We start from the raw sequence: 23,042 nt of genomic DNA on the forward strand, positions 1-23,042 counted from the left end.
GAATCCGCGTCCCGCTGGAGCGGGTTCGAAGACTCGTGGCAGGGATTCGTGATCAGTCGACTTCCGCCTCACATGCGCCGCGCCGCGGGAGACATCGGAGACGTGTTTCACGTGAAACGTCAGCGCAGGGAACTGAACAGACGAAGGGAGTCAGCAGCCTGCACCCGAAACCACTCCCCTCGTCAGCCGTTCCGCGGGGGTGAGGCCCCGCTCACTCGAGGAGCGTCGCCACCAGTTTCGCGCGTCGCGACGGCAGCATCTTGTCATCAATCGACCGCGATCCGAGTGCACATCGCGTGAGGGCGTTCCACGTGAAACATCCAGGACCGGTGAGTCGCATCGCCTCAATCAAAAGCCTCGACCTCGGTCCGTCCAGTCAGCGGTCGGACAATTGGTGTGGGACTTCGGTGGGGTGCTCCACGAGGCGCGTACTCACCTCGCCTGGCCGTAGAGTCCGCTTTGGATGGCTGTGACGCAGGCTCGTACAGCGGCGGGCGTCAGAATGCGCAGCTCGCACGGGCCGGGAGTCTCTGGCGGGTGATGGGCATCCGGCGCCGGGATGGGTGGCGCATTGGGTGCGCCAGGCATTCCGCACTCGTGTCGGGTGCGTGACGAGCACGCGTAGGCCCGGTCAACCCGAGAGAAGAAGATCGGACACGCCCGCCTACGAACATCCCGCGCGACGACACTCACGCGCACTGAGCGTGATGTCTAATGGTCTTTCCCCCACGGTCCACGAAGCCGAGCGTCGTGGACACGGTTCTCTCCGAGCGGCACTCCGCATTCGGTGCATTGCGAAGAAGCTCGTCACACGCGTGTACTGACCAGACAAACCTGAGATCGCGGATCGCCGTCAGTGCGTGCGGACGTGGCGTCCGGACGTGTGGGGCACATTGCCTCGTGCGCCGTGTCAGCGCAGGTTCGCGACATCCCCGAGTGCGGATGTTTCACGTGAAACACCAGGCGCCCATCGGTGCTCGGATGATCGGTACGCGACGATCCCTGCAAGGTGGCGTCGTTGCTCCCAATCGCCTTGGTGTGGACGGGTCAGTCGGGCTCGTCTGACAGGTCGAGGGAATTGCACCGGGCAAACTCAAATCAGTCTCTCCCCCACGGTGGCTCTGGCAGCGGCTCGCAACTGATCGGTCGACACGGACATCCGGTGTCAGCGTAAGGGCAACGGGCCGTCGCCGCGGTAGCATGGACGGCCAGCTTCCGAGCTATGCGCAAGCGACGCTGGGGGCATGGCGCCCGAGCCCGATAGATCGCCCGAGATCGCCCAGGCCCGTGAGCGCTCCTTGCATCCAATGTCGGTCGTACGCGACGGAGCAACCGCCGGCTGGAGGTGCGGATTGCGTCCTCTCTTGATGTGCCCTGCCATCTCCGCGGGCAACGTACTTCTGAGATAACGCGTCGACAGTGGGCTGCGGCACACCGGAATCCGAAACGCTGGTACCCACCACCCCTGATGAACTGACTTGGAGTCAGGTGGGGACACTCAGGTAGCTCTGATGCTGAGGACGCAGTGGATCGGAGCTACGTTTCACGTGAAACATCAACGACGTTCTCCGATTGAGGGTCCTCGTGGACGCACCACCCCGGCTCCGCAAACCGACCGAAACCCGAGGTTCGGCCGTCAATGCCACCGCAACCACGGCAATGTCGGCGCCCGCGGGTAGACTGACCAAGTTGGCGATGGGAAGGTGTGTTTCACGTGAAACAGTCCGATGAGGCAGCCACGCCGTCATCTTTCGAGGACTCCCCTATCGCCCGCGAGATCGCGAATCTCTCTGCGCGACGTCGGGCACTCGAAGAGGCAACGTCCAAGGTCGAGCTGTCGGGTCGGACCCGTGTGTTCACGGTGTCGAATCAGAAGGGTGGCGTCGGCAAGACGACCACCGCTGTTAACATCGCGGCGGCTCTCGTCTCGGTCGGCGCTCGCGTTCTGGTGATCGACCTCGACCCGCAGGGAAACGCGTCCACTGCCCTTGGGGTCGCCCACAACGCCGAGACGCCGAGCGTCTACGACGTGTTGATCGACGAGTTCCCGCTCGCTGACATCGTGCAGGTGAGCCCCGAGTCGCCGAACCTGCTGTGCGCCCCCAGCACGATCCACCTCGCCGGGGCCGAGATCGAGCTGGTGTCGCAGGTCGCGCGCGAGCATCGTCTGCGCGGCGCGCTCCGCGACTACCTGGCGATCGAAGACAATCACCTCGACTTCGTCATCATCGACTGCCCGCCGTCCCTGGGTCTTCTGACGATCAACGCCTTCACCGCTGCTGATGAGGTTATGATCCCGATCCAGTGCGAGTACTACGCGCTCGAGGGCTTGAGCCAGCTGCTCGGTAGTGTCCAGATGATCCAGAAGCACCTGAACCCGGGTCTGCACGTGTCGACGATCCTGCTCACGATGTACGACGGACGCACCCGACTCGCGCAGCAGGTGGCAGAAGAGGTGCGATCGCACTTCAGCCACGAGGTTCTCAACACCGTCATCCCCCGTTCTGTACGCGTCTCTGAGGCGCCGAGCTTCGGGCAGACGGTCATCGCGTACGATGGCCAGTCAGCGGGCGCCATTGCCTACCGCGAAGCGGCGGTCGAGATCGTCGCCCGCGACACTGAAAAGAAGGATTCCTGATGGCGAAGAGGACCGGACTGGGCCGCGGTATCGGCGCTCTCATCCCCACGGCGGAACCGTCGGAGTCCCGACCCGTCGACGTGTTCTTCCCCGGAGCGAGCACGACGACGAAGGAATCGTCAGAGGCCTCCCCCGCAGGTGACTCCCCGGCCGACGATCTCGTCACGGTTCCCGGTGCGCGTCTGGTGCACATCGATCCCAAGACGATCGTCCCCAACCCACGACAGCCGCGCACCCACTTCGATGCCGATGATCTCGCGGAACTGGTGCACTCCGTTCGCGAATTCGGTGTGCTCCAGCCCGTCGTCGTGCGCGACAAGAAGGACGGGACCTACGAGCTCATCATGGGTGAGCGTCGTACGCGAGCGTCGAGGGAGGCGGGTCTCGAGACGATCCCCGCGGTCGTCCGAGACACCGACGACGAGTACCTCCTCCGTGACGCGCTGCTCGAGAACCTCCACCGGTCGCAGCTGAACCCTCTCGAAGAGGCGTCGGCGTACCAGCAGCTGCTCGAAGACTTCGGGATCACCCAGGAGGAGCTCGCGACGCGCATCGGCCGATCGCGCCCTCAGATCAGCAACACGATCCGCTTGCTGAAGCTGCCCGTCCCCGTGCAGCAGCGTGTGGCCGCCGGCGTCCTGAGCGCCGGGCACGCGCGTGCCATCCTCTCGCTCGACGACGCCAAAGAGATGCAGAAGCTCGCCGACAAGATCGTCAACGAAGATCTGTCGGTGCGGGCCGCGGAGGCGGCGGCGAAGATGCCGGGTGTCGCCCCCGTTCGTCAGAAGCCGCAGGCAGGAACGCGTCGCGCCGGCCTCGATCAGGTCGCCGAGCGACTCGGCGACCGGTTCGACACCAAAGTTCGAGTGTCACTGAACGCCAAAAAAGGCCAGATCAGCATCGATTTCGCGAGCATCCAGGATCTGAACCGCATCCTCGGCGTGCTCGGCGAAGAGGGATACACGGGCTGAGGGCCTCATCGCAGCCCGGCGTCACGCGGCGGGTGAACGCACCCCGGCCCGCGATGTCGGTGGGTCGACGTACGCTGGATGAGTGACAGCGAACGATGACAACCTGCGCCGTCGCGCCAGCCTCGAACTTCTGCGCGCGGAAGCGTCGGACGAGCTGGCCGTACTGATCCACGAGCGTCTTCGCGGCGGCGAAGATCCGTGGGATTTCATGGAAGACCTGCCGAGCGTCGACGAACTCGTCGTTCTGACCCTCCGCGCCGAGAACATCGCCGAGAACGGCGGGGTCCGCCCCAATCGCTCGCGCAACTATCGTGTGCTCCGGCAGATCTCCCTCGACTATCCACCCCTCACACGCGCTGTGTGGCGCATTCTGGGCGACGAAGAGCCGCACCGGCGTTGGGACGCCAGCGTGCGCCTCGACGCGTCGTAGAGGCCCACAGCGCCGCGCCGCGCGATGCGCGGGGTTCCCGGCATCCGGAACCTCTCCCGCAGGCGGCTGAAACGACGAATCCCCCGGCACCGAAAGGCACCGGGGGATTCGAGGAAAGCAGGTCAGCCGAGGAAGGCTGCGAGGTCCTGCTCGAGGGCGTACTTCGGCTTGGCGCCGATGATGGTCGTCTTGACCTCACCGCCCTGGAAGACCTTCATCGCGGGGATGGAGGTGATCTGGTACTTCATGGCGAGATCGGGGTTCTCGTCGACGTTGAGCTTGAGGACGGTGATCTTGCCCGAGTTCTCGCTCTGGATTTCGTCGAGCACGGGTGCGACCATGCGACACGGTCCGCACCACTCAGCCCAGAAGTCCACGAGAACGGGTCCGTCGGCCTGCAGGACGTCCTGCTCGAAGGTCGCGGAGGTCGTCGCCTTGGCGGTCATGTGATTTCTCCTTAAATGAGATGTCAGTGTGTGAAAACGCAGGTGAACGCGTTTTTGTTCCTCAGACCACGGCGGCGTCGGGGAGGCCCTCGATCGGGCTCTCGGCGACGGCGGGCTCACCGGCCTCACCGCGCGCGGCGAGGAAGTGCTCCACATCGAGAGCCGCGACCGTGCCGCTGCCGGCGGCCGTGATGGCCTGGCGGTAGGTGGGGTCGATCACGTCACCGGCGGCGAAGACACCCTCGACCGACGTGCGCGACGAGCGGCCGTCGACCCAGATCGTGCCCTGGTCGGTCAGCTGCAGCTTGTCGTGCACGAGGTGCGTGCGCGGGTCGTTGCCGATCGCGACGAACAGCCCGTCGAGGGGCAGCTCGCGCGTGGTGTCGTCGACGGTCGAACGCAGGCGCACGCCGTTGACGGCCTCGTCGCCGAGGATCTCGTCGACGGCGCTGTTCCAGATGAACTCGATTTTGGGGTTCGCGAAGGCACGCTCCTGCATGATCTTCGAGGCGCGCAGCGAGTCCTTGCGGTGGATGATGTAGACCTTCGACGCGAACTTCGTGAGGAAGTTGGCCTCTTCCATCGCGGAGTCGCCGCCGCCGACCACGGCGATCGTGCGGTCGCGGAAGAAGAATCCGTCGCAGGTGGCGCACCACGACACACCGCGGCCCGAGAGGCGCTCTTCACCCTCGAGACCGAGCTTGCGGTAGGCGGAGCCGGTCGCGTAGATGACCGAGACGGCCTCTTCCACCTTTCCGCTGCCGAGCGTGATCTTCTTGACGGGGCCGTCGAGCTCGAGCGAGACGACGTCGTCGTAGAGCACCTGGGCACCGAAGCGTTCGGCCTGGGCCTGCATCTTGGCCATGAGGTCAGGGCCCTGGATGCCGTCGGGGAAGCCGGGGAAGTTCTCGACCTCGGTGGTGTTCATGAGGTCGCCGCCGGCCTCGACGGAACTCGCGACCACGAGGGGCTCGAGGTTGGCTCGGGCCGCGTAGATGGCGGCCGTGTAGCCGGCGGGGCCGGATCCGATGATGATGACGTGACGCACGGTAGCGCGTTCCCTTCGTTGATTCCGCCCGATGAAACCCATGCTAGCCCCGTGGTATTCCGCGTCCTCGGGGGTGGCGCGGAAGGCTCAGCGCTTGGGCAGGAAGCGCCGACCGAGAGCGAGCGCCGGTGCGAGTTCGGGGGTGCGGAAGATCGCCAGGATGCCGATGTACACGGCCAGCACGACCGAGCCTACGAGCGCCGCTCCCAGCGCGCCCGTGTAGATCGAGTCCGACACCCAGCCGGTGGGACCGCCGCACAGCAGCAGCACTCCCCAGCCGGCGCCCGCGGCGGGGATCGCCGCACCGATGAAGCGCAGGAGGGGTGGCATCCATTCGCCGATCCTGATCCCTTCGAGACGACGGTGCAGGATGATCGTCGCGATGACCACCTGGACGAGGCTCGACAGCGCCTGACCGAGCGCGACGGTGGCCGCGAGCTGCGACAGGGGCACGAGGCCCGCCGACACGGCCCCGCCCGCGGCGAGGGCGCTGAGGGCGACCAGGCCCCCCTGCACGAGCGTGAAGAAGAACGGCGTCCGCGTGTCGTTGTAGGCGTAGAACGTGCGCTGGACGACGAACAGCACCGCCAGCGGCAGCAGACAGACCAAGAAGCACAGCAGCACGGGAGCGGCGGCGAGGGCTTCGGCCGAACTGTTGGTGAAGATCCGCGTGGCGGGGACGGACGCGACAGCGAGGGCGGCCGTCGCGACGACGATGAAGAGACCCAGTACCCGGATGCTGCGGACGATGTCGGTCTTGACGTCACCGTCGCGTCCGGCCGCGGCGTGCTCGCTCAGCTGCGTGAAGTACGGCGTCCCGATCGAGAGCACGATGATCGAGTACGGGAGCATGAAGACGAGCCACGCGTTCTGCGACGCGAGGATGGCCGGGCCCGTTCCCGAGGCGCCCGAGAGCACTCGTGTCTGCACGATGCCCGCGAGCTGGCCGACGATGACCATCAGGAAGGTCCAACCGGCGAGACGGCCGATGTGGCGCAGGCCGACGCCGCGCCAGTGGAAGTCGGGACGCAGCTGCAGTCCGGCCCGACGCCAGAACACCAGCAACACGACGGTCTGCAGCACGATGCCGCCGGTGGCGACCCCGCCGAGCAGGCCGATCATCGTGGGGGTCCACTGGACCACGTCGGGGCTCGGCCCCCCGAACAGCAGGAGGAAGAGGCCAAAGCCGGCGATCGAGACGAGGTTGTTGACGATCGGGGCCCACGTGTAGGGCCCGAAGACCTTCCGCGCGTTCAGGATCTCGCCGAGCAGGGCGTACAGGCCGTAGAAGAAGATCTGCGGGAGGCACCAGTACGCGAACGCCGTGGCGAGGGCGATCTGGTCGGGCTCGACCTTCGACGGGTCGATGTAGACCGTGACGATGAAGGGCGCGGCGACCATCGCGATCGCGGTCGCCGCGAGCAGGATCACCGTTCCGAGGGTGAAGAGCTTCGAGACGAAGGCGCGACCGCCGTCGGCGTGGGCTGCGGCCTTGACGATCTGCGGCACGATCACGGCCGTCAGCACGCCCGTCGAGATGACCGTGTAGATGTTGTTCGGCAGCTGGTTGGCGAGCCCGAACGCGTCGCCCGCGGCGCTGCCGACCGAGCCGACGATCGCGACGAGCACGACGATGCGCAGCAGGCCGCTCACGCGGGACACGATCGTGCCCGCTCCGATCAGAACGCTCGCCCGTCCGATACTGCTCACGGGTGGGTCTCCTGCTCGGTGGGGTTCTGCGCGGGGGTGGGTGGGTCGAGGTCGTGGTCGGCGTCTTCGGCCGGACTGCGGCCGTCGGCATCCGGGTCCTTCGCCCCGATCCCATCGACCGGAGCGTCGTCATCGGGGTCGGCCGCACCCGACTGCTCGTCGGCACGGGTTCGCCGGCGTCGCGCGACCGTGCGCACGACGCCGAGGGTCAAGAAGCCGACGATGAGCAGGATGATGACGATCAGCCCGATGCTCTCCCACTCGGCGCGCACCTCGACGTCGACCGCCTGAGGGGCGCCCACGGGTTCTCCGGTGGGGCTGTACAGCTGGAAGTCGACGCTGACCTCGCCGTTGGCGATGCGGGCCTCGACGGGCACCTCGACGCGCGTGTTGGCCGACGCCTGCGCGTCGACGGTGGTGCGCTCCTGCACGCGCAGACGGGCGTCGTTGGTACGGACGGCGAGCACGACGGTCACCGGCCACGGCAGGTCGTTGCGCACCCACGGTCGAAGCGGGGCGCTGGAGGAGACGAGACGGAAGTCCGACGACAGGATGCCGACCGAGTCGAGCGTCGTGTTGGTCGCGGCGCGGTGGTCGGCCACGGCCTGGCGCGCGGCGTCGCCGGTCCACGAGGAGCTCGTGACCTGCAGCACCTCGGCGCGCTCGCGTCCGGTCAGTAATTCGGGCTGGTCGAGGATCGTCGCGAACCGGTCGATCGTCTGCTCATCACCGACCAGGTCGGCGATGTCGGTGACCCGCGCGGCGTCGACGGTGGGAGCGCCGAGTGAGATCTCGGATGCCGGGAGCGACGACACCTCGCGGAGGGTCGAGGCCGCGAACCCCGGGGCGGAGGTCGCGAGACCCAGGGTGGCGCGCAGGCTCACGCGCGAGCGGTCGGTGCCGCGGTCCAGCACGGCGAGGACGGGCTGACCGCCCGTGGTCGCCCGCGCGACGAAGAGGTAGCCCTGGGCGGCGGCGAGGGAGGCGCTGCGGCTCGTGGTGTCGTTCTGCCCGGCGGCGGCGGCCATGGCCCGCGACACCTCGGCGTCGTAGACGGGCGTCGACACTCCACCGACGCTCGCGGCCGCCTGGCGGGCGCCGCCGATCACGCTCGACGAGGGCACGAGCACGTGCGCGGGCTGCTCCGCGGTGCCCAGAGCTCCGAGCGCGGCGACGGTGTCCGCTCCTGCGGAGCCCGTCACCGGCCAGTACACGTCCGACGTCGCGGTGCCGATGTCGAGCAAGGTCGACAGCGAGGGGTACGAGGGCTGGCCCGGGGTCGAGCTGGGCGAGGGATCGGGCGTCGAGACGGCCGAGACGGCGGGAGCGGGCTGAGTGAAATCGGCGGCCGCCATGTAGCCGAGCAGCGACGTCGGCTCGAGAGGAGCCGACAGGCCGGCCCGCAGCTGCGCCGCCACGTCGGAATCGCCGAACTGCAGGGCGAAGCGGTCGTTCGGCAGCTGGAGCAGGCGCTGCAGCCACGACACGGCGGTGGGCGGAGCCGCCGAACCGAGAACGCGGATGGCGGCCGGGATCGCGGGATCGATCGCGAGGGTGGCGGTGGTGCCGTCGACCGCGTCGAGCTGGGCCGAGAGGGCTCCGTCGACGGCGGTCAGCTCGGCGAGCTCGTTGGCGGTGAGCAGGCCGCGCGTCATCGGAGCCGCCGTGATCGGCACGACGAGGGCGATGGGCGTCGCGGGCGCACCGTCGGCGGGGATCACGACGACGCTCGTCGCCGTGAGCGAGCCCGTGGTGACGAGCAGGGGGTACACGCCCGCGGCGAGACCGGCCAGGGCGGGGTCGGTGGCAGCGACCGACAGGGTGGTCGTGGCCTGCGAGCCGGAGGACGCGGCATCCATTGATCCGATCGCCACCTGCTGCACGCCGGCGCCGGAGGTGTCGCCGCCGAGCCAGCGGTCGAGGGAGGCGTCATCGCCGAGGGGCGTGCGACCGAGCGACAGCACGAGCGGGGCGACGGAGGTGTCGGATGAGCCGGCCGTGACGGTGACCACCACGGAGAGCGCCTCACCCGCCCGAAGCACGCCGTTGCCGGCCGGAGCCGCGGCGATCGTCGCCGGGCTGGCGGATGCCGAGGGAGACGGGGTCGGCGTCGCGGCTGCGGCCGCAGAGGCCGGAACGGCCATTCCGACCGCGAGAGCGCCTGCCGCGAGGGTCGCCAGCAGCCGGCGCGTGAGGGAGCGCCGCGGCACGGGTGAGCCCGAGGGCTGGGAGGTCACGGTCATACGATCGTCGGTGGAACGAGGGGGCCTCGTACCGCCTGCGAGTCTAGGCCCGCCTCCCTTCGAGCCCCCCGATAGCCTCGCGCAGACGGTTGAATGGACCGGTGCTCCCCGAACCCGATCCCCAGCTGTGCCAGGCCCTCGCCGACGACCTCCGTGAGGCGGGCTACGCCAGCGCCGCCCTGCGCGACGCGTGGGGCGCTCAGGCCGACGACGCGGTCGCGCGGGGCCTGCGGCGCCCGGCCCAGCGCGCGCTCGGTGAGCGCACCGACGCGCTGGCCGTGCTCGGGCGCCTGTGGGGACTCGGTTTCGCCGTCGACCGAGCGGATGCCGAGACCGCGCTCCCCTCGCTCGGGGTCGACGGGGCCGCGGCTCTGGGTCTCGTCCGCGCCGAGGGCGACGAGGTCGCTCCCGCCGTTCTGGTGCGGCCGCAGGCCTTCGCCGACGACGAGGGAGAGGTCGAGTGGTGGATCGCCAGTGACCTGGATGAGGCCGCGCTCGAGGGTCCCCTGCCCGAAGACCACGTGCTGGGCGTCGGCGGAGCCTCTCAGACCCTCGCCCGCCTGCAGCTGACCCGACGCGGGGGCACCGCCCTCGATCTCGGCACGGGTTGCGGCATCCAAGCCCTCCGCCTCCGGCGGCTCGTCGACCACGTCGTGGCCACCGACATCTCCGAGCGCGCCCTCCGCTTCACCCGCTTGAACGCCCTTCTGAACGGTGTCGACGGCATCGAGACGCGGCGGGGGTCGCTGTTCGAGCCCGTGGCGGGCGAGACGTTCGACCGTGTGGCATCCAATCCCCCGTTCGTCATCACGCCACGGGTCGAGGGTGTTCCGTCGTACGAATACCGCGACGGCGGCATGGAGGGCGATGCTCTGGTGGCCGCGGTCATCACGGGGGTGGGTGAGAACCTCGCGCCCGGTGGGGTCGCGCAGTCGCTCGGCAACTGGGAGTACCGCTGGGGCCAGACGGGCCTCGACCGCGTGCGCGGGTGGGTCGGCTCGGAGATGGACGCGTGGGTGATCGAGCGCGAGGTGCTCGACCCGCTCGCCTACGCCGAGCTGTGGGTGCGCGATGGCGGCACCGTTCCCGGAACCCCGGCCTACGCCGCCCTCATCGACGCGTGGCTCGACGACTTCGCACGTCGGGGCGTCACCGGTGTCGGATTCGGCTACGTGTTGCTGCGCCGGCCGCTCGCGGGCGCGCCGACCCTCGCGCGCTACGAGCGCGTCGCGGGCGGGGGCGAGGCGGCCTTCGGTCCGCACCTGGCCGCCTGCCTCGCCGCGCACGACCGCGCGGCTCTCATGGACGACGACGACCTCGCCTCGGCGGTGCTGAAGGTGTCGCCCGACGTCACCGAGGCGCGCCATCACCGTCCGGGCGAGGAGGATCCCTCGGTCATCGAGCTGCGCCAGGGCGGCGGGTTCGCGAGGACGATCGAGGTCGACCCCGCTCTCGCGGCCCTCGTGGGCGCGTGCGACGGAGACCTCGCCGTGGGCGTGCTCGTCGACGCCATCGCGCAGTTGTTGGAAGTGGATGCCGTCGAGCTGCGCGCCGACGTGCTGCCGCGCGTGCGCGAGTTGCTCGTGACCGGCTTCGTGTCGTTCGCCGACGCGTGAGCAGCAGCCCGTGGCCGTGAGGCGCCCCGGTTAGGCTCGAAGGCATGCTGAACATGGTCGAGAGCCTCGCGCGCCTCGAGGAGCTCGCCGCCCACCCCGTGGTCGCGACGCTCGCTCGCGTGTTCGCCGACGCCGGGCGCGATCTGGCGATCGTGGGCGGTCCGGTGCGTGACGCGCTGCTGGGTCGTACGACGCACGATTTCGACTTCACCACCGACGCGCGTCCCGACGAGATCCTCGCTCTGGTCAAGCCCGTGTCGAGCGTGCAGTGGGATGTGGGCCGCGCCTTCGGCACCATCGGCGCGAAGGTGAAGGGCGAGCAGGTCGAGATCACGACCTACCGCGCCGACAGCTACGACGGCGTCACCCGCAAGCCCACCGTGGAGTTCGGCGACACGCTCGAGGCCGACCTCAGCCGCCGCGACTTCACCGTCAACGCGATGGCGCTGCGCGTTCCCGCACGGACGCTGGTCGATCCCACCGGAGGCGTCGAAGATCTGCTGGCCGGTCGCCTGCGCACCCCGATCGACCCCGCCGTGAGCTTCGGCGACGACCCCCTCCGTATGCTCCGCGCGGCACGCTTCGCCTCGCAGCTCGATTTCGCGGTCGATCCGGACACTCTCGACGCCATCGCCGAGCTGCGCGGCTCGCTCGAGATCGTGAGCCCCGAACGCATCCAGGCCGAGCTCGTGCGACTTCTGCAGACGGATGATCCCGTCCGCGGCATCCGGGTTCTCGTCGAGACCGGTCTGATCGAGGAGTTCCTGCCCGAGGTGCCCGCTCTGCGCCTCGAGGTCGACGAGCACCACCACCACAAGGACGTCTACGAGCACTCGCTCACCGTGCTGCGCCAGGCGATCGCTCTGGAGAAGAAACGGCATCCGGATGCCGCTCCCGACGTGCCCCTGCGCCTGGCCGCCCTGCTGCACGACATCGGCAAGCCCGCGACCCGGCGCCTCGAGGCGGGTGGAGGGGTGACCTTCCACCACCATGACATCAAGGGTGCGCGTCTGGCGCGCAAGCGGCTGCAGGCTCTGCGGTTCGACGCGGCCACGACCACCGTCGTCACGCGACTGGTCGAGCTGCACCTGCGCTTCTTCGGCTACGCCGAGGGGGCATGGACGGATGCCGCGGTCAGACGATACGTGCGCGACGCCGGCGACGAGCTCGAGCGCCTGCACATCCTGACCCGGGCCGACGTGACCACGCGCAACAAGCGCAAGGCCCAGCGCCTGGCATCCGCGTACGACGACATCGAAGCCCGCATCGCCGCGCTGCGCGAGCAGGAGGAGATCGACTCGATCCGCCCCGAGCTCGACGGCAACCGCATCCAGGAGGTCCTCGGGCTCACGCCCGGTCGCGAGGTCGGCGAGGCCTACCGCTTTTTGCTCGAGCTGCGTCTCGACGAGGGCGTGCTCGGTGAGGACGAGGCCGAGAAGCGCCTGCGCGAGTGGTGGGCGGCGCGGGGCTGAGCCCGTTCCTTCACCGGTCGGTGGTCGTCGGCGCGACCGTCATGCGGATGTCGTGGGTGACACGCCGGCGGTGGACGACGGCTGACGGCGTGTCACCGGTCTGATCCGCACGACGGTACATGCCCGATCCGGCATAGGCCGCTGCAGCGGCGCCCGGGACGGCATTCGGGAGCCCCCACTCCCCCGAAGATCCGCCCCGGGCGCCCGTCTCAGTGAGGTCGATCGCCATCGTCGTCGGCCTGGCCGAGGGCCTCGAGCACGAGGTGCGTCAGGTCGATGCTGATGATGCGCGGCTGATCGGTCACGGGGTCACCGCCTGTGTGGGCTGCGCCGCGGGGGTCGCTTCTGTACTGGTCGTCGGCCCGGGGGTCGGGGCCGCGGATGCGGAGCGGTCGCCCTGCGGCAGAGGCTGCACGCGGTCGAACGGGAACGCGGGAAGCGTCGCGGTCGCCAGGTCGGTCATGGCGTCCCAGGCCCAGTCGTCGGCCGGGACCTCACGCAGCGGGTAGACGTTCCACAGCGGCGCGGCGCCCGGGTAGGAGTCGGCGACGGGAACGGGGCCGCCGCCCCCGGCGAAGTAGGCGTCGTAGGGCTCGGACGATCCCACGCCGCCGATCGTGCGCAGCGGGTTGCCGTCCTGGTCGAAGAGCTGCACTCCCGTGATGGGGTTGCCAGCGGTGTCGTACGCGTAGATGTTGCGGATCCGCTGACCGTCGACGGCCAGTCCGGGCGTCGCGTCCGCCGCCTGCGGAGCGTCCACCCAGCCGACGAAGAGTTGCGTGAGAGCCGTCGAGAACGAGCCCGCGAACATCGGCACCGCGATCACGGCGATGACGGTCAGCGTGGTGCGCACCACCCGCAGCCACGCGAATGGCGCCCAGCGACCCCTTCCCCACTGCACGCTGACGAGCAGGCAGGCCAGCAGGATCGCCCACGAGACGGGGTTGTAGCTCAGCGTGAGGATCGCGTCCAGGATGCCGCCCGTGCCGGGCCGCGGCATGAAGGCGAGGAAGAACCAGAGGTAGAACACGACGCCGCGCAGCACCCACCACGCGGGCCGGAGCGAAACGAGCAGGTCGAGCAGCCAGGCGCCGACCGCGGTGGCGCGGACCCGGTCGTGCAGCTCCGTCCAGCCGCGGCGCACGTCGGCGACGAGGGCGAATCGCTTCTTCGGGGTGGCCGCGGATCCGCGTTCCGGAAGCCCCGCGGCCGCGCGTAGTTCGGCGGCGTAGGTCGCGGCATCCGGAAGCGTGAACTCCTCTCCGGCCTCACTCGCCTGGTCGGCGAGGTCGGCTTCGAGACCGTCGAGCAGGTCGTCGACCTCGTCGAGAGGAAGGTCGTCGAGATGCGAGCGGACGGCCGCGGCGAAGGCGCGGATGTCGTCGTGGACGGTCGTGGTGATCATCGTGCGTCTCCGATCGTGCGCAGCTTCGGGGCGGGAGTGGTGTCGTCGAGCAGGCTCGTCATGGCCGATGCGAAGTGCGTCCAGCTGGTGCGCTGCGCATCGAGCAGCTCACGGCCCTGCGGATTGATCGCGTAGTACTTGCGGTGCGGCCCGCCCTCCGACGGCACGACGTAGCTCGACAGTGCGCCCGCGGAGTACAGGCGGCGGAGCGTGCCGTACACCGATGCGTCGCCGACCTCACCGAGCCCCGCCTCGCGTAGGCGCCGCACGATGTCGTACCCGTACCCGTCGTCGTGCTGCACGACGGCGAGCACCGCGGCGTCCAGCACCCCCTTCAACAGCTGCGTCGTATCCACGCGGCCCCCTTCGCTTGTCTGCCACGGACAGTACCACGCAGTGCGCAGTAGTGCGTAGTGCGAAACCGCTACTTCTCGCCCCGCTCGCCCGGCGGACACACCGAGGGGGTGGCATCCATGATCCGGATGCCACCCCCTCGAGGTTCGCGTCAGGGCACGACGACGGCGCGGCCGCGCACCTGCCCCTTGTGCAGCTTCGCGTACGCCTCGACGGCACCGTCGAAGCCGTAGCGCTCGACGTGGACGCCGACCGCGCCGCTCCGGGCGAGATCGAGCACCTCGATGAGCTCGCTGCGCGTGCCCCAGTACGGAGCGCGGACCGCCGCGCCCATCGGCGTGGAGAAGAAGCCGGCAGGCATGATGCCACCGCCGATTCCGACGATGTGGATGAAGCTGTCGATTCCGGCAACCGCGCGCGCAAGGTCGATCGTGGGCTGCACGCCGACGAAGTCGAACACCGCCGTGGCGCCGAGTCCGTCCGTGAGCTCGCGGATGCGCTCCGCCGCATGCTCGTCGGAGTTCACCGTGTGGTGCGCGCCGACTTCGCGGGCGAGGGCCAGCTTGTCCTCGCCGAGGTCGACGGCGATGACGGTGGCCTGGGTGATCGCGCGGAGGATCTGCACGCCGACGTGCCCGAGCCCGCCGACGCCGATGACCACGGCCGTCGCACCGGGGTACAGCTTCTCTTTCGCGGAAACGATCGCGTGGTACGGCGTGAGTCCGGCATCGGTCAGCGACACCGTCTCGACCGGATCGAGGGCGCCGAGCGGGGCGAGGTGCCGCGGGTCGTCGACGATGACGTACTCGGCCATGGCGCCCGGGCTGCCCAGACCCGGAGGGGTGATGCCCATCTCGGCCGCGTAGGGGCAGTAGTTTTCGGGGCCCTGCGCGCACGCGTGGCAGCGACCGCAGCCCCACGGGCCGTAGATCGCGTAGGCCGCGCCGATCTTCACGCCCTCGACGCCCTCGCCGAGTTCGTCGACGATGCCCGCGCCCTCGTGGCCGAGCGTGAGCGGCAGGCCGTAGGTGTACTGGTCTTCGGGGAGGTCCATCACGAACCAGTCGGAGTGGCAGAGACCCGCCGCGGTCACCTTCAGACGCACCTGGCCCGGGCCCGCATGGGGCTCCTCGATCTCGACGACCTCGGGTCCCTTGCCGATCTCGCGGTACTGCACAGCCTTCATGGCGTTCCTTTCTGTCGGTCCTTCCACCGTGCTCTTCTCGCCCACTGGCGGCAACCGGGGTTGACGGCGTTTCCGCGGGAGCACCCCGGCGAGGCTGACCCTCCCGCCCGCGTGCCACCCGACCTACACTGGACCCACCTCCGTCACCGCCGATGGGAGTCGTGTGTCCTCTCCATGGTCGCGACCGGCCGTTTCCCCCGAGACCTCGGGATTGCTCATCGCGCGCGCTCACGAAGAACTCATCGCCGGCAACGAGGACCGCCGGCTGAACGACGTCCGCCCCCTCGTGCAGGAGTCGTGGCGGCGCTCACTCGCCTCGCTCGTCGGTCCCGAGGGACTGCCCCCGCTCGATCTGACGACCGACGAGCTCGAGGCGTACCGGCAGGGCCATCCGCTGGCCGGGGTGATGGACATGATCCGCTCGCTGCTGCTGCCCGGCACGGCCGAGGAATCCGGCGTGGTCGTCGCGGTCGGAGACGCCGCCGGACGCCTGCTGTGGGTCGAGGGCGACCGGCACATCCGCGCGCTGACGGGCGACATGGGCTTCGTCGCCGGAGCCAACTGGTCGGAAGACGCCGTCGGCACCTCGGCCCCCGGAACAGCCCTGACCCTCGATCGCTCGGTGCAGATCCGCGGCGCGGAGCACTTCAACCGCCTCGTGCAGCCGTGGTCGTGCACCGCCGCGCCCGTGCACGATCCCGAGACCCGGCGACTGCTCGGCGTGATCGACGTCACGGGCGGAGTCGAGGCCGTGACCCCTCAAGCGCAATTGCTGGTGGATGCCACGGCCCGGGCGATCGAGAGCGAGATCCTCGTCGCACGACTGCGTGCGCAGCAGGCTCCTCCCCCGCGCCGGTCGGCGCCCGCGCGGGCCCTCCTGCGCATCCTCGGACGGGATCGCGCGCTGCTGGAGGCCGGAGGGTCGACCCTCGAACTGAGCGCGCGGCACGCCGAGATCCTGCTGCTGCTGGCGATGCACCGCGAGGGACTCTCGGCCGAGGCGCTCAGCGAAGCCGTGTACGGGCACCCGGCCGTCGAGACGCTGCGGCCCGAGATGGTGCGTCTGCGCCGCGCGCTGGTGCCGACGGCTCCGCAGCTGGTGCCGCAATCGCGGCCGTACCGCTTGGTTGATGGCCTCGAGACCGACGCGCAGCACGTGCTGTCACTGCTGGACCGCGGGGCGCACAGGGTCGCACTGGCTGCATATCCGGGCCCGGTGCTGCCCGAGTCCGACGCGCCCGGGGTGGTCGAGGTGCGCGAATCGGTGCGCTCGGCGTTGCGCGAGGCCCTCATCGCCGAGGCGGGGGTCGATGTGCTGCTCGCCTACGCCGACACCCTCGACGGGCGGGACGACGGCGAGGTGCTGCGGCTGTGCCTGTCGATGCTCCCGGCTCGATCTCCCAAGCGCGCGGGACTCGTCGCCCGCATCGAGAGGCTCGATCGCGACTGAGGCCCGCACCCGACCCCGCGGGTTCGGAGCCCGATGTCGGAGGCCCTCGTTACTCTGAACATATGGACGAAAAAGCGCTCGACATCTTCTCGGCAGCCCGCGCCCGTCGCGACGTGGGGCGCATCCGCGAGGCACTGGCCGAGGTCAAGGCGGGCGATGTCGCCCGCGTCATCGTCCGTTCACCGCGCTACGGCCTGTACGCGCTCGAGGGCACCGTGCGCATCGGCGTGGGCGGGCAGCCGCTCGTCGGCGACGTCATCCTCGCGACGAGCTCCGAGATCCAGCGCATCGACCTGGGCATCGAGGCGCCTCAGCCCGCGCTCGAGGCCGACGTCGTCGATCCTTCGACCCTCCCCCACGGCACGCCCGTGCGCGTGACCTTCCTCACGCCCACGCACCAGACGTTTGCCCTCACGGGGCCGATCACCGCGGGCAACGACCGCTTCCTGCTCGTCGGCAGCTGGATCGTCGCCGACGACCGCGCGATCGCGCCGCGCGTGCAGAGCATCGAGCGCCTCGACGACGTCGACCTGCACGAGGTCAACGTGCCCCCGCTGCGCTCGGTGCTCGCCGACGCCGACGCCTAGACCGCGTTCACTCGAACGGATGCCGTGGCCCGAGGGTCGCGGCATCCGTCGTTCCGTCCGGCCGTCCCGCCCGCGTCGGCGTCGGGCTTCTGGCGCGGTCCCCCCGCGTGCGCTGCATTCCAGGCACGGTCCTTGCGTGTGCGTCGGGTTCCAGGCGCGGGCCTCGCGTATGCGTCAAAGCCGCATTCATTTGTCAATGACGCATCCGTTTCGCGTCGATCTCGTGCGGTCTCGTCGAACGAATGCGTCCTGAGCGCACGCACGCTCGCCCGCGCAACCCGATGCAACCTCCTGCGGCGTACCGTCGGCGCATCGCCGCCCGAAGCCGACGCGGCGACTCATGACCGTCGAAGGAGACACGCATGACCATCGTCGAAGAAGGCGTCTCGAGCGTCTACGCCGCTCCCGGAACCCGCGGGGCCGTCGCCGAGTATCGCTCGCGGTACGGGCACTACATCGGCGGCGAATGGGTCGAACCCCACTCTGGTGAGTACTTCGAGAACATCACCCCCGTCACCGGCAAGCCGTTCTGCGAGGTCGCCCGCGGCGACGCGCACGACATCGACCGCGCGGTCGAGGCCGGGTGGAAGGCGTTCGCGTCGTGGAAGAAGACCACTCCCGCTGAGCGCAGCGTCATCCTGAACAAGATCGCCGACCGCATCGAAGTGAACCTGGAGAAGATCGCCGTCGCCGAGACGTGGGAGAACGGCAAGCCGGTGCGCGAGACGCTCGCCGCCGACATTCCGCTCACGGTCGACCACTTCCGCTACTTCGCGGGCGTGCTGCGGGCGCAGGAGGGCTCGCTCAGCCAGCTCGACGAGAACACGGTGGCGTACCACTTCAACGAGCCGCTCGGTGTGGTGGGTCAGATCATCCCGTGGAACTTCCCGATCCTCATGGCCGCGTGGAAGCTGGCGCCGGCGCTCGCCGCGGGCAACTGCGTCGTGATCAAGCCGGCCGAGCAGACGCCGGCATCGCTGCTCTTCCTGTTCGACATCATCGGCGACCTGCTCCCCGCGGGCGTGGTGAACATCGTCAACGGCTTCGGCATCGAGGCGGGTGCGCCGCTCGCGCAGCACAAGCGGATCCGCAAGATCGCCTTCACGGGCGAGACCACGACCGGCCGCCTGATCATGCAGTACGCCTCGCAGAACCTCATCCCCGTGACGCTCGAGCTCGGTGGCAAGAGCCCCAACGTCTTCTTCGAAGACGTCGCTCTGCACACCGACGACGCCTACTACGACAAGACGCTCGAGGGCTTCACGATGTTCGCGCTGAACCAGGGCGAGGTCTGCACGTGCCCCTCGCGCTCGCTGATCCAGCGCTCGATCTACGACCAGTTCCTCGGCGATGGCCTCGAGCGCGTGAAGAAGGTGCGCCAGGGCAATCCGCTCGACCCCGAGACGATGATCGGCGCGCAGGCCTCGAACGACCAGCTCGAGAAGATCCTGTCGTACATCGACATCGGCAAGCAGGGTGGGGCGAAGCTGCTCACGGGCGGTGAGCGCGTCGACCTCGGCGGCGACCTCTCGGGCGGCTACTACGTCGCCCCGACAGTGTTCGAGGGCACGAACGACATGCGCATCTTCCAGGAGGAGATCTTCGGGCCCGTGCTGTCGGTCACGTCGTTCGACGACTTCGACGATGCCATCTCGATCGCGAACGACACGCTCTACGGGCTGGGCGCGGGCGTCTGGGCACGCAGCGGCGACACCGCTTACCGCGCCGGACGCGCGATCGAGGCGGGCCGCGTCTGGACGAACACGTACCACCAGTACCCCGCGCACGCGGCGTTCGGTGGATACAAGCAGTCGGGCATCGGTCGCGAGAACCACCTCAAGATGCTCGACCACTACCAGCAGACGAAGAACCTGCTCGTGTCGTACGCCGACGGGGCGATGGGCTTCTTCTGAGTCGCAGCGGCGCCGGGGCTTTCCCGGCGCCGCGTCGCCATGTCCCACTTTTGGTCGCCTGAGCACCCCTCAGACGACCGAAGGTGGGACATCGTTCGAAAGGAACGGGACATGGCCGAGTTCTCTCGCGTCGATGTGACGGATGCCGCCGCCGCGCTGCTGCGCGAGCTGACGGTCAAGCACGGGCCGCTGATGTTCCACCAGTCCGGCGGCTGCTGCGATGGCAGCTCCCCCATGTGTTACCCCGTGGGCATGTTCATCACCGGGCCCAGCGACGTGCACCTGGGTGACATCGATGCCGGACTGGATGACCCCATTCAGGTCTACATGTCGGAGTCGCAGTTCGAGTACTGGAAGTTCACGCACCTGACGATCGACGTCGTCCCGGGCCGCGGCGCGGGTTTCTCGGTCGAGGGGCCGACGGGCATGCGCTTCCTCATCCGTTCCCGGATGCTGACGGAGGCGGAGGCGGAGGCGTTCGGGGTGGGTGCTGCGTCTGCGTGAGCGACGCGCGCTACTGACGGAGGGGGAGGCGGTGGCCTCCAGTTGAGCGCCTAGACGGCAAACTGAACAGCGATGACGCGATCGCGGCGGGTGGCCAAGTTACTTACCCTCCCGTTGCAAAAGTCAGTCGAGAGACGGTCGGAATCTTCGACCAATCGAGAGTTTTGTTGTAGTCTGCTGAGACTGTTCTTCAAAGCCGCAATCTCGGCTTCCGCAAAGGGGCGCTGCGTGGCGGTTGCAATCACAGAGTTGACTGATCTCGACAATCTTCGAGAGCGATTAAACTACATTGCTGCGGGGGGCGCAGGGAAGATCGTCCCAGTTCTCGGCTCCGGCATGAGCAATGGTTCCGTGCCGGGTACCGCGGCAATGACGGATCTGTTCCTAGCCGAGTTGAACGAAAACATGCGTCAAGGGCTTGCCTCAAGGTGGTCCGGAGGCACCCCACCCTATGAGAGGTATCAAAACTCGGCGGAGGCTGTCGGGCGCCAGCGTGGCGACAAGGCTTTAACGCGCATTATCCGCAGAGCAGTACTTAGTGCGCGAATCGATGATACGGAGGCCGCAGCCGAGCTCTCTTCCTCTGAGCTGCGTCAGATAACGCGAGATGATCGCTGGAAGCTCACGGCAGCTCACCAAGGATTTGCCGAATTCTATTCCCGGATCCCGCCCGATGTCCGTGGACCCATAATTACCACGAACTTTGACCCCCTTATCGAGGTGGCGCTCCGAGCGCATGGTGTCACCGCCGACCCTGTGCCCGTGACTTTCGACGACCCGCCAAATCTGTCGACGATCGCGAATATGAGCACCACGCCCGTCATCCATATGCACGGGTATTTTGCGGAGGACTGGAGCGTCAACTCGCTATCACAGCTCCGAGCCTCTCGTATACAGCTCGAAAGTCTTCTGAGCACCATATTTTCGGGTGCGACCGTCCTCGTCATCGGATACGGCGGCTGGGAGGACGCTTTCATGCGCGTCCTGGAACTCCACGCACGCCAGCAAACCTTGCTCAATGCAGAGATAATTTGGTGCGCGCATTCTCCGAATGTCCGTGAGACGCTATCCAATCCAATTTTGGGGCGCTTGTCGGAAGGCCCTGGATTTCAACTCTACTCCGACATCGATGGCGCTACCTTATTTGACTCCCCCGTTGGTGTGAGGGTCGCCCCGCCGTCGCTCAGCGTCCCTCGCGGGTGGACGCCGCTTCCTGTTCACCTCGACAGGCTTCGTGACCCAGAAGAGTTCAGCGCAGGTGCTTCGCCGTCTTGGTCTGACGCGCTGCCGGGACGATGGCCGCTCCTTAGCGGAGCGAGGGAGCTTCTCGATGAGGTTTCGGAAGCGATGGCGCGGGACACCTCCGAAGCTCTCGGTGTTGCGGCTATCGGACCGCTGGGCGAGGGCAAATCTATGGCCTCGCGCCAGGTTGCTATGCATGTGGCGGAACAAGAGAATGACTGGACTGTCTTATGGAGAGAGTCGAGTGCACCGCCTCTAACAGCGGATTGGCTTCAAGAGGAGCGCGGGCAGCTCGGAAACGTACTGTTCTGCGTTGACGAGGCGGATCTTGCAGGCGCAGATTTGCACCTACTTCGCTCCTACAGTGGCCCAGGTCGTACAGTGCTATTAATGGCCACTCAGGATCGCCTCTGGTGGAGCATGGCCGCGTCTCTTCGCAGTAAAGTTTCGACGGTCATATTCGACGGTCTGGTTGAGCGGGATGCAGAGGATCTGGCTGCGCGCTGGCGAGACCTTGGGACACTGCCGCGCAAGACTACTGCCCTTGGGTCACGGGCCGAGGCCGGCGTTGACGAAGTCGCGAAAGCGTTGCGGGATGTGAGCGCAGACACTAGAGGCAGCTCACGATCAACTTTGTTCGGAGCAATTCTTTCGGTGCGCGAGGCCAGCTCGCTGCGCGAGCGGGTTGGCGACTTGATGGCCAGATTGACGCGAACGCCGGTTCGTTCCGACTCGAGCTTGTCATTGGCTGACGTCTACGGGCTAATCTGCGCAATGCAGTTCTTCGTCGATCCGGAAAACTCCGGGTCGAAAGGTGCTACGCGGAACCTGATATCAGCGCTCGTCAACGGTGAAGAATCGATGGTGAACGTTGCAGTACTGGATGCCTTAGGTCGAGAGGCAAACATTACTTTTGCGGGGCGACACGTCTTTGCGAGGCACCCGCTCATCGCCGAGGCGGTCGTAACCTGGTTGAGTGGACAGGGTCGGCTGGGGGCTGTCTGCGAACTGGGCGCCGAAGCTGGTGCGCGAATGAAGATCGACGGTGCCGATTACCTCGACTATGCGGACGCCTATTTACTCGCACGGAGTATACAAAGCGCGAGGACGTCAATTCCATCTCAGTCCAGTGATATTGCCCTGAAGGCGGCGCTAGGGGCCATCAGGGGCGCCCAAAACTTACTCGAGCCTCGTATAAATTACCTGAGCATCGCTCGAAAGGCTGATCCGGAATTGGCCTACAGGTACGCTCATGCAGTCGTGCTGAAAATGTCTGAGATGAGTGACTTCCGGTCGAACTCCAGAGTCTTTCTCAACGAACTCGCACTAATTGAGTTGGCTCAAAACCAGCCACTACGGGCCCTGGGGGTCGCAGGACTGATACTGCATAACGGCACGGGGTTCGCGCCAGACCGTAAGAAGATGGAGTACGGACTCGCGACCATGGCGCGTTGCTATGGGTTGCTCGTTAAACGGAATCCCACCGTGTACTCCGAAGGAGCAGAGCTCGTCGCGAGCCTCTCACAGCAGCTCATGGAAACGAAAGACTTCTTGGCCTTCGTGAGCCCGGTGCTTTCGAAGGCGACGGTAGCTGCGTCGGAGATTCGCAAACTGCCCGTAGGCGTTGAGCTGGATAAGCTCGCTCGAATCGTAACGGAGATTAGTTTCTCAAGCGTGAAAGAGCTGCGTTTACCCTTTCAAACAGACGGTCGATCCGTCGTCGGCAGGTTTCCTCTGTTCGGGAGGTTGGATTACAGCGATTTGAAGGTCTTCTCTTCTCGAACTTGAGATATGTGGCACACGATGGGGTAGTGGCGAGTCCCACCC

At 67.7% G+C, this 23,042-nt stretch carries 17 protein-coding genes; 10 read left to right on the forward strand and 7 right to left on the reverse strand.

What is annotated here, in order from left to right; genetic code table 11:
- Positions 1-1,705: 1,705 nt before the first annotated feature.
- From FS769_RS06515 to FS769_RS06525, 3 genes are all read left to right on the forward strand, one after another.
- A complete protein-coding gene (locus FS769_RS06515; protein ID WP_396652408.1) occupies positions 1,706-2,638 on the forward strand; it encodes a ParA family protein in 933 nt (310 codons plus the stop codon).
- A complete protein-coding gene (locus FS769_RS06520; protein WP_144830983.1) occupies positions 2,638-3,609 on the forward strand; it encodes a ParB/RepB/Spo0J family partition protein in 972 nt (323 codons plus the stop codon). The genes FS769_RS06515 and FS769_RS06520 overlap by 1 nt, the downstream gene beginning before the upstream one ends.
- A gap of 82 nt (positions 3,610-3,691) precedes the next feature.
- Positions 3,692-4,039 (forward strand): tryptophan synthase subunit alpha, encoded by a 348-nt coding sequence (locus FS769_RS06525; RefSeq protein WP_144830986.1) that lies wholly within the window; start codon positions 3,692-3,694, stop codon positions 4,037-4,039.
- A 122-nt stretch (positions 4,040-4,161) separates the two neighbouring features.
- Here the strand turns inward: FS769_RS06525 and trxA are convergent, their stop codons facing one another.
- From trxA to FS769_RS06545, 4 genes are all read right to left on the reverse strand, one after another.
- On the reverse strand, positions 4,162-4,485 hold the full coding sequence (gene trxA, locus FS769_RS06530; RefSeq protein ID WP_144830990.1) for a thioredoxin: 324 nt from the start codon (positions 4,483-4,485) through the stop codon (positions 4,162-4,164).
- A 61-nt stretch (positions 4,486-4,546) separates the two neighbouring features.
- Positions 4,547-5,533: a thioredoxin-disulfide reductase gene (gene trxB, locus FS769_RS06535; protein WP_144830993.1), complete on the reverse strand. Its 987-nt coding sequence runs from the start codon at positions 5,531-5,533 to the stop codon at positions 4,547-4,549.
- A gap of 87 nt (positions 5,534-5,620) precedes the next feature.
- Positions 5,621-7,243: a murein biosynthesis integral membrane protein MurJ gene (gene murJ, locus FS769_RS06540; protein WP_144830996.1), complete on the reverse strand. Its 1,623-nt coding sequence runs from the start codon at positions 7,241-7,243 to the stop codon at positions 5,621-5,623.
- On the reverse strand, positions 7,240-9,480 hold the full coding sequence (locus FS769_RS06545) for a DUF6049 family protein (protein ID WP_144830999.1): 2,241 nt from the start codon (positions 9,478-9,480) through the stop codon (positions 7,240-7,242). Before FS769_RS06545 ends, murJ begins: the two co-directional genes overlap by 4 nt.
- Before the next feature lie 107 nt (positions 9,481-9,587).
- Between FS769_RS06545 and FS769_RS06550 the strand changes: the two genes are divergently transcribed.
- Positions 9,588-11,102 carry a methyltransferase gene (locus FS769_RS06550; protein ID WP_144831002.1) on the forward strand — a complete coding sequence of 505 codons (1,515 nt, stop codon included), beginning with the start codon at positions 9,588-9,590 and terminating at the stop codon, positions 11,100-11,102.
- A gap of 44 nt (positions 11,103-11,146) precedes the next feature.
- A complete protein-coding gene (locus tag FS769_RS06555) occupies positions 11,147-12,574 on the forward strand; it encodes a CCA tRNA nucleotidyltransferase (protein ID WP_144831005.1) in 1,428 nt (475 codons plus the stop codon).
- 301 nt (positions 12,575-12,875) lie between these two features.
- On the opposite strand, the gene FS769_RS06560 is transcribed toward FS769_RS06555, so the two are convergent.
- From FS769_RS06560 to FS769_RS06570, 3 genes are all read right to left on the reverse strand, one after another.
- The gene (locus tag FS769_RS06560; protein WP_144831009.1) at positions 12,876-13,979 is read right to left on the reverse strand and encodes a hypothetical protein; all 1,104 of its coding nucleotides are present in this window, start codon (positions 13,977-13,979) and stop codon (positions 12,876-12,878) included.
- Positions 13,976-14,335 carry a PadR family transcriptional regulator gene (locus FS769_RS06565; RefSeq protein WP_144831012.1) on the reverse strand — a complete coding sequence of 120 codons (360 nt, stop codon included), beginning with the start codon at positions 14,333-14,335 and terminating at the stop codon, positions 13,976-13,978. Before FS769_RS06565 ends, FS769_RS06560 begins: the two co-directional genes overlap by 4 nt.
- 149 nt (positions 14,336-14,484) lie before the next feature.
- A complete protein-coding gene (locus FS769_RS06570; RefSeq protein WP_144831015.1) occupies positions 14,485-15,519 on the reverse strand; it encodes an NAD(P)-dependent alcohol dehydrogenase in 1,035 nt (344 codons plus the stop codon).
- 163 nt (positions 15,520-15,682) lie between these two features.
- Between FS769_RS06570 and FS769_RS06575 the strand changes: the two genes are divergently transcribed.
- The 5 genes from FS769_RS06575 (at position 15,683) to FS769_RS06595 (ending at position 23,003) form a co-directional block, all read left to right on the forward strand.
- Positions 15,683-16,969, forward strand: coding sequence for a GAF domain-containing protein (locus tag FS769_RS06575; RefSeq protein ID WP_144831017.1), 1,287 nt, complete (start codon positions 15,683-15,685; stop codon positions 16,967-16,969).
- 62 nt (positions 16,970-17,031) lie between these two features.
- Entirely contained in the window at positions 17,032-17,556 is a 525-nt protein-coding gene (locus FS769_RS06580; protein ID WP_144831020.1) for a hypothetical protein, read from the forward strand.
- A 362-nt stretch (positions 17,557-17,918) separates the two neighbouring features.
- Positions 17,919-19,469, forward strand: a complete 1,551-nt coding sequence (locus FS769_RS06585; RefSeq protein ID WP_144831023.1) for an aldehyde dehydrogenase family protein — start codon at positions 17,919-17,921, stop codon at positions 19,467-19,469.
- 111 nt (positions 19,470-19,580) lie between these two features.
- The gene (locus FS769_RS06590; RefSeq protein WP_144831026.1) at positions 19,581-19,973 is read left to right on the forward strand and encodes a DUF779 domain-containing protein; all 393 of its coding nucleotides are present in this window, start codon (positions 19,581-19,583) and stop codon (positions 19,971-19,973) included.
- Between the two features lie 228 nt (positions 19,974-20,201).
- Positions 20,202-23,003 (forward strand): SIR2 family protein, encoded by a 2,802-nt coding sequence (locus FS769_RS06595; protein WP_186325440.1) that lies wholly within the window; start codon positions 20,202-20,204, stop codon positions 23,001-23,003.
- The last annotated feature ends 39 nt before the right edge of the window (positions 23,004-23,042 follow it).

The sequence above is a fragment of the Microbacterium sp. BH-3-3-3 genome (assembly GCF_007679045.1).
Lineage (GTDB): Bacteria > Actinomycetota > Actinomycetes > Actinomycetales > Microbacteriaceae > Microbacterium > Microbacterium algihabitans.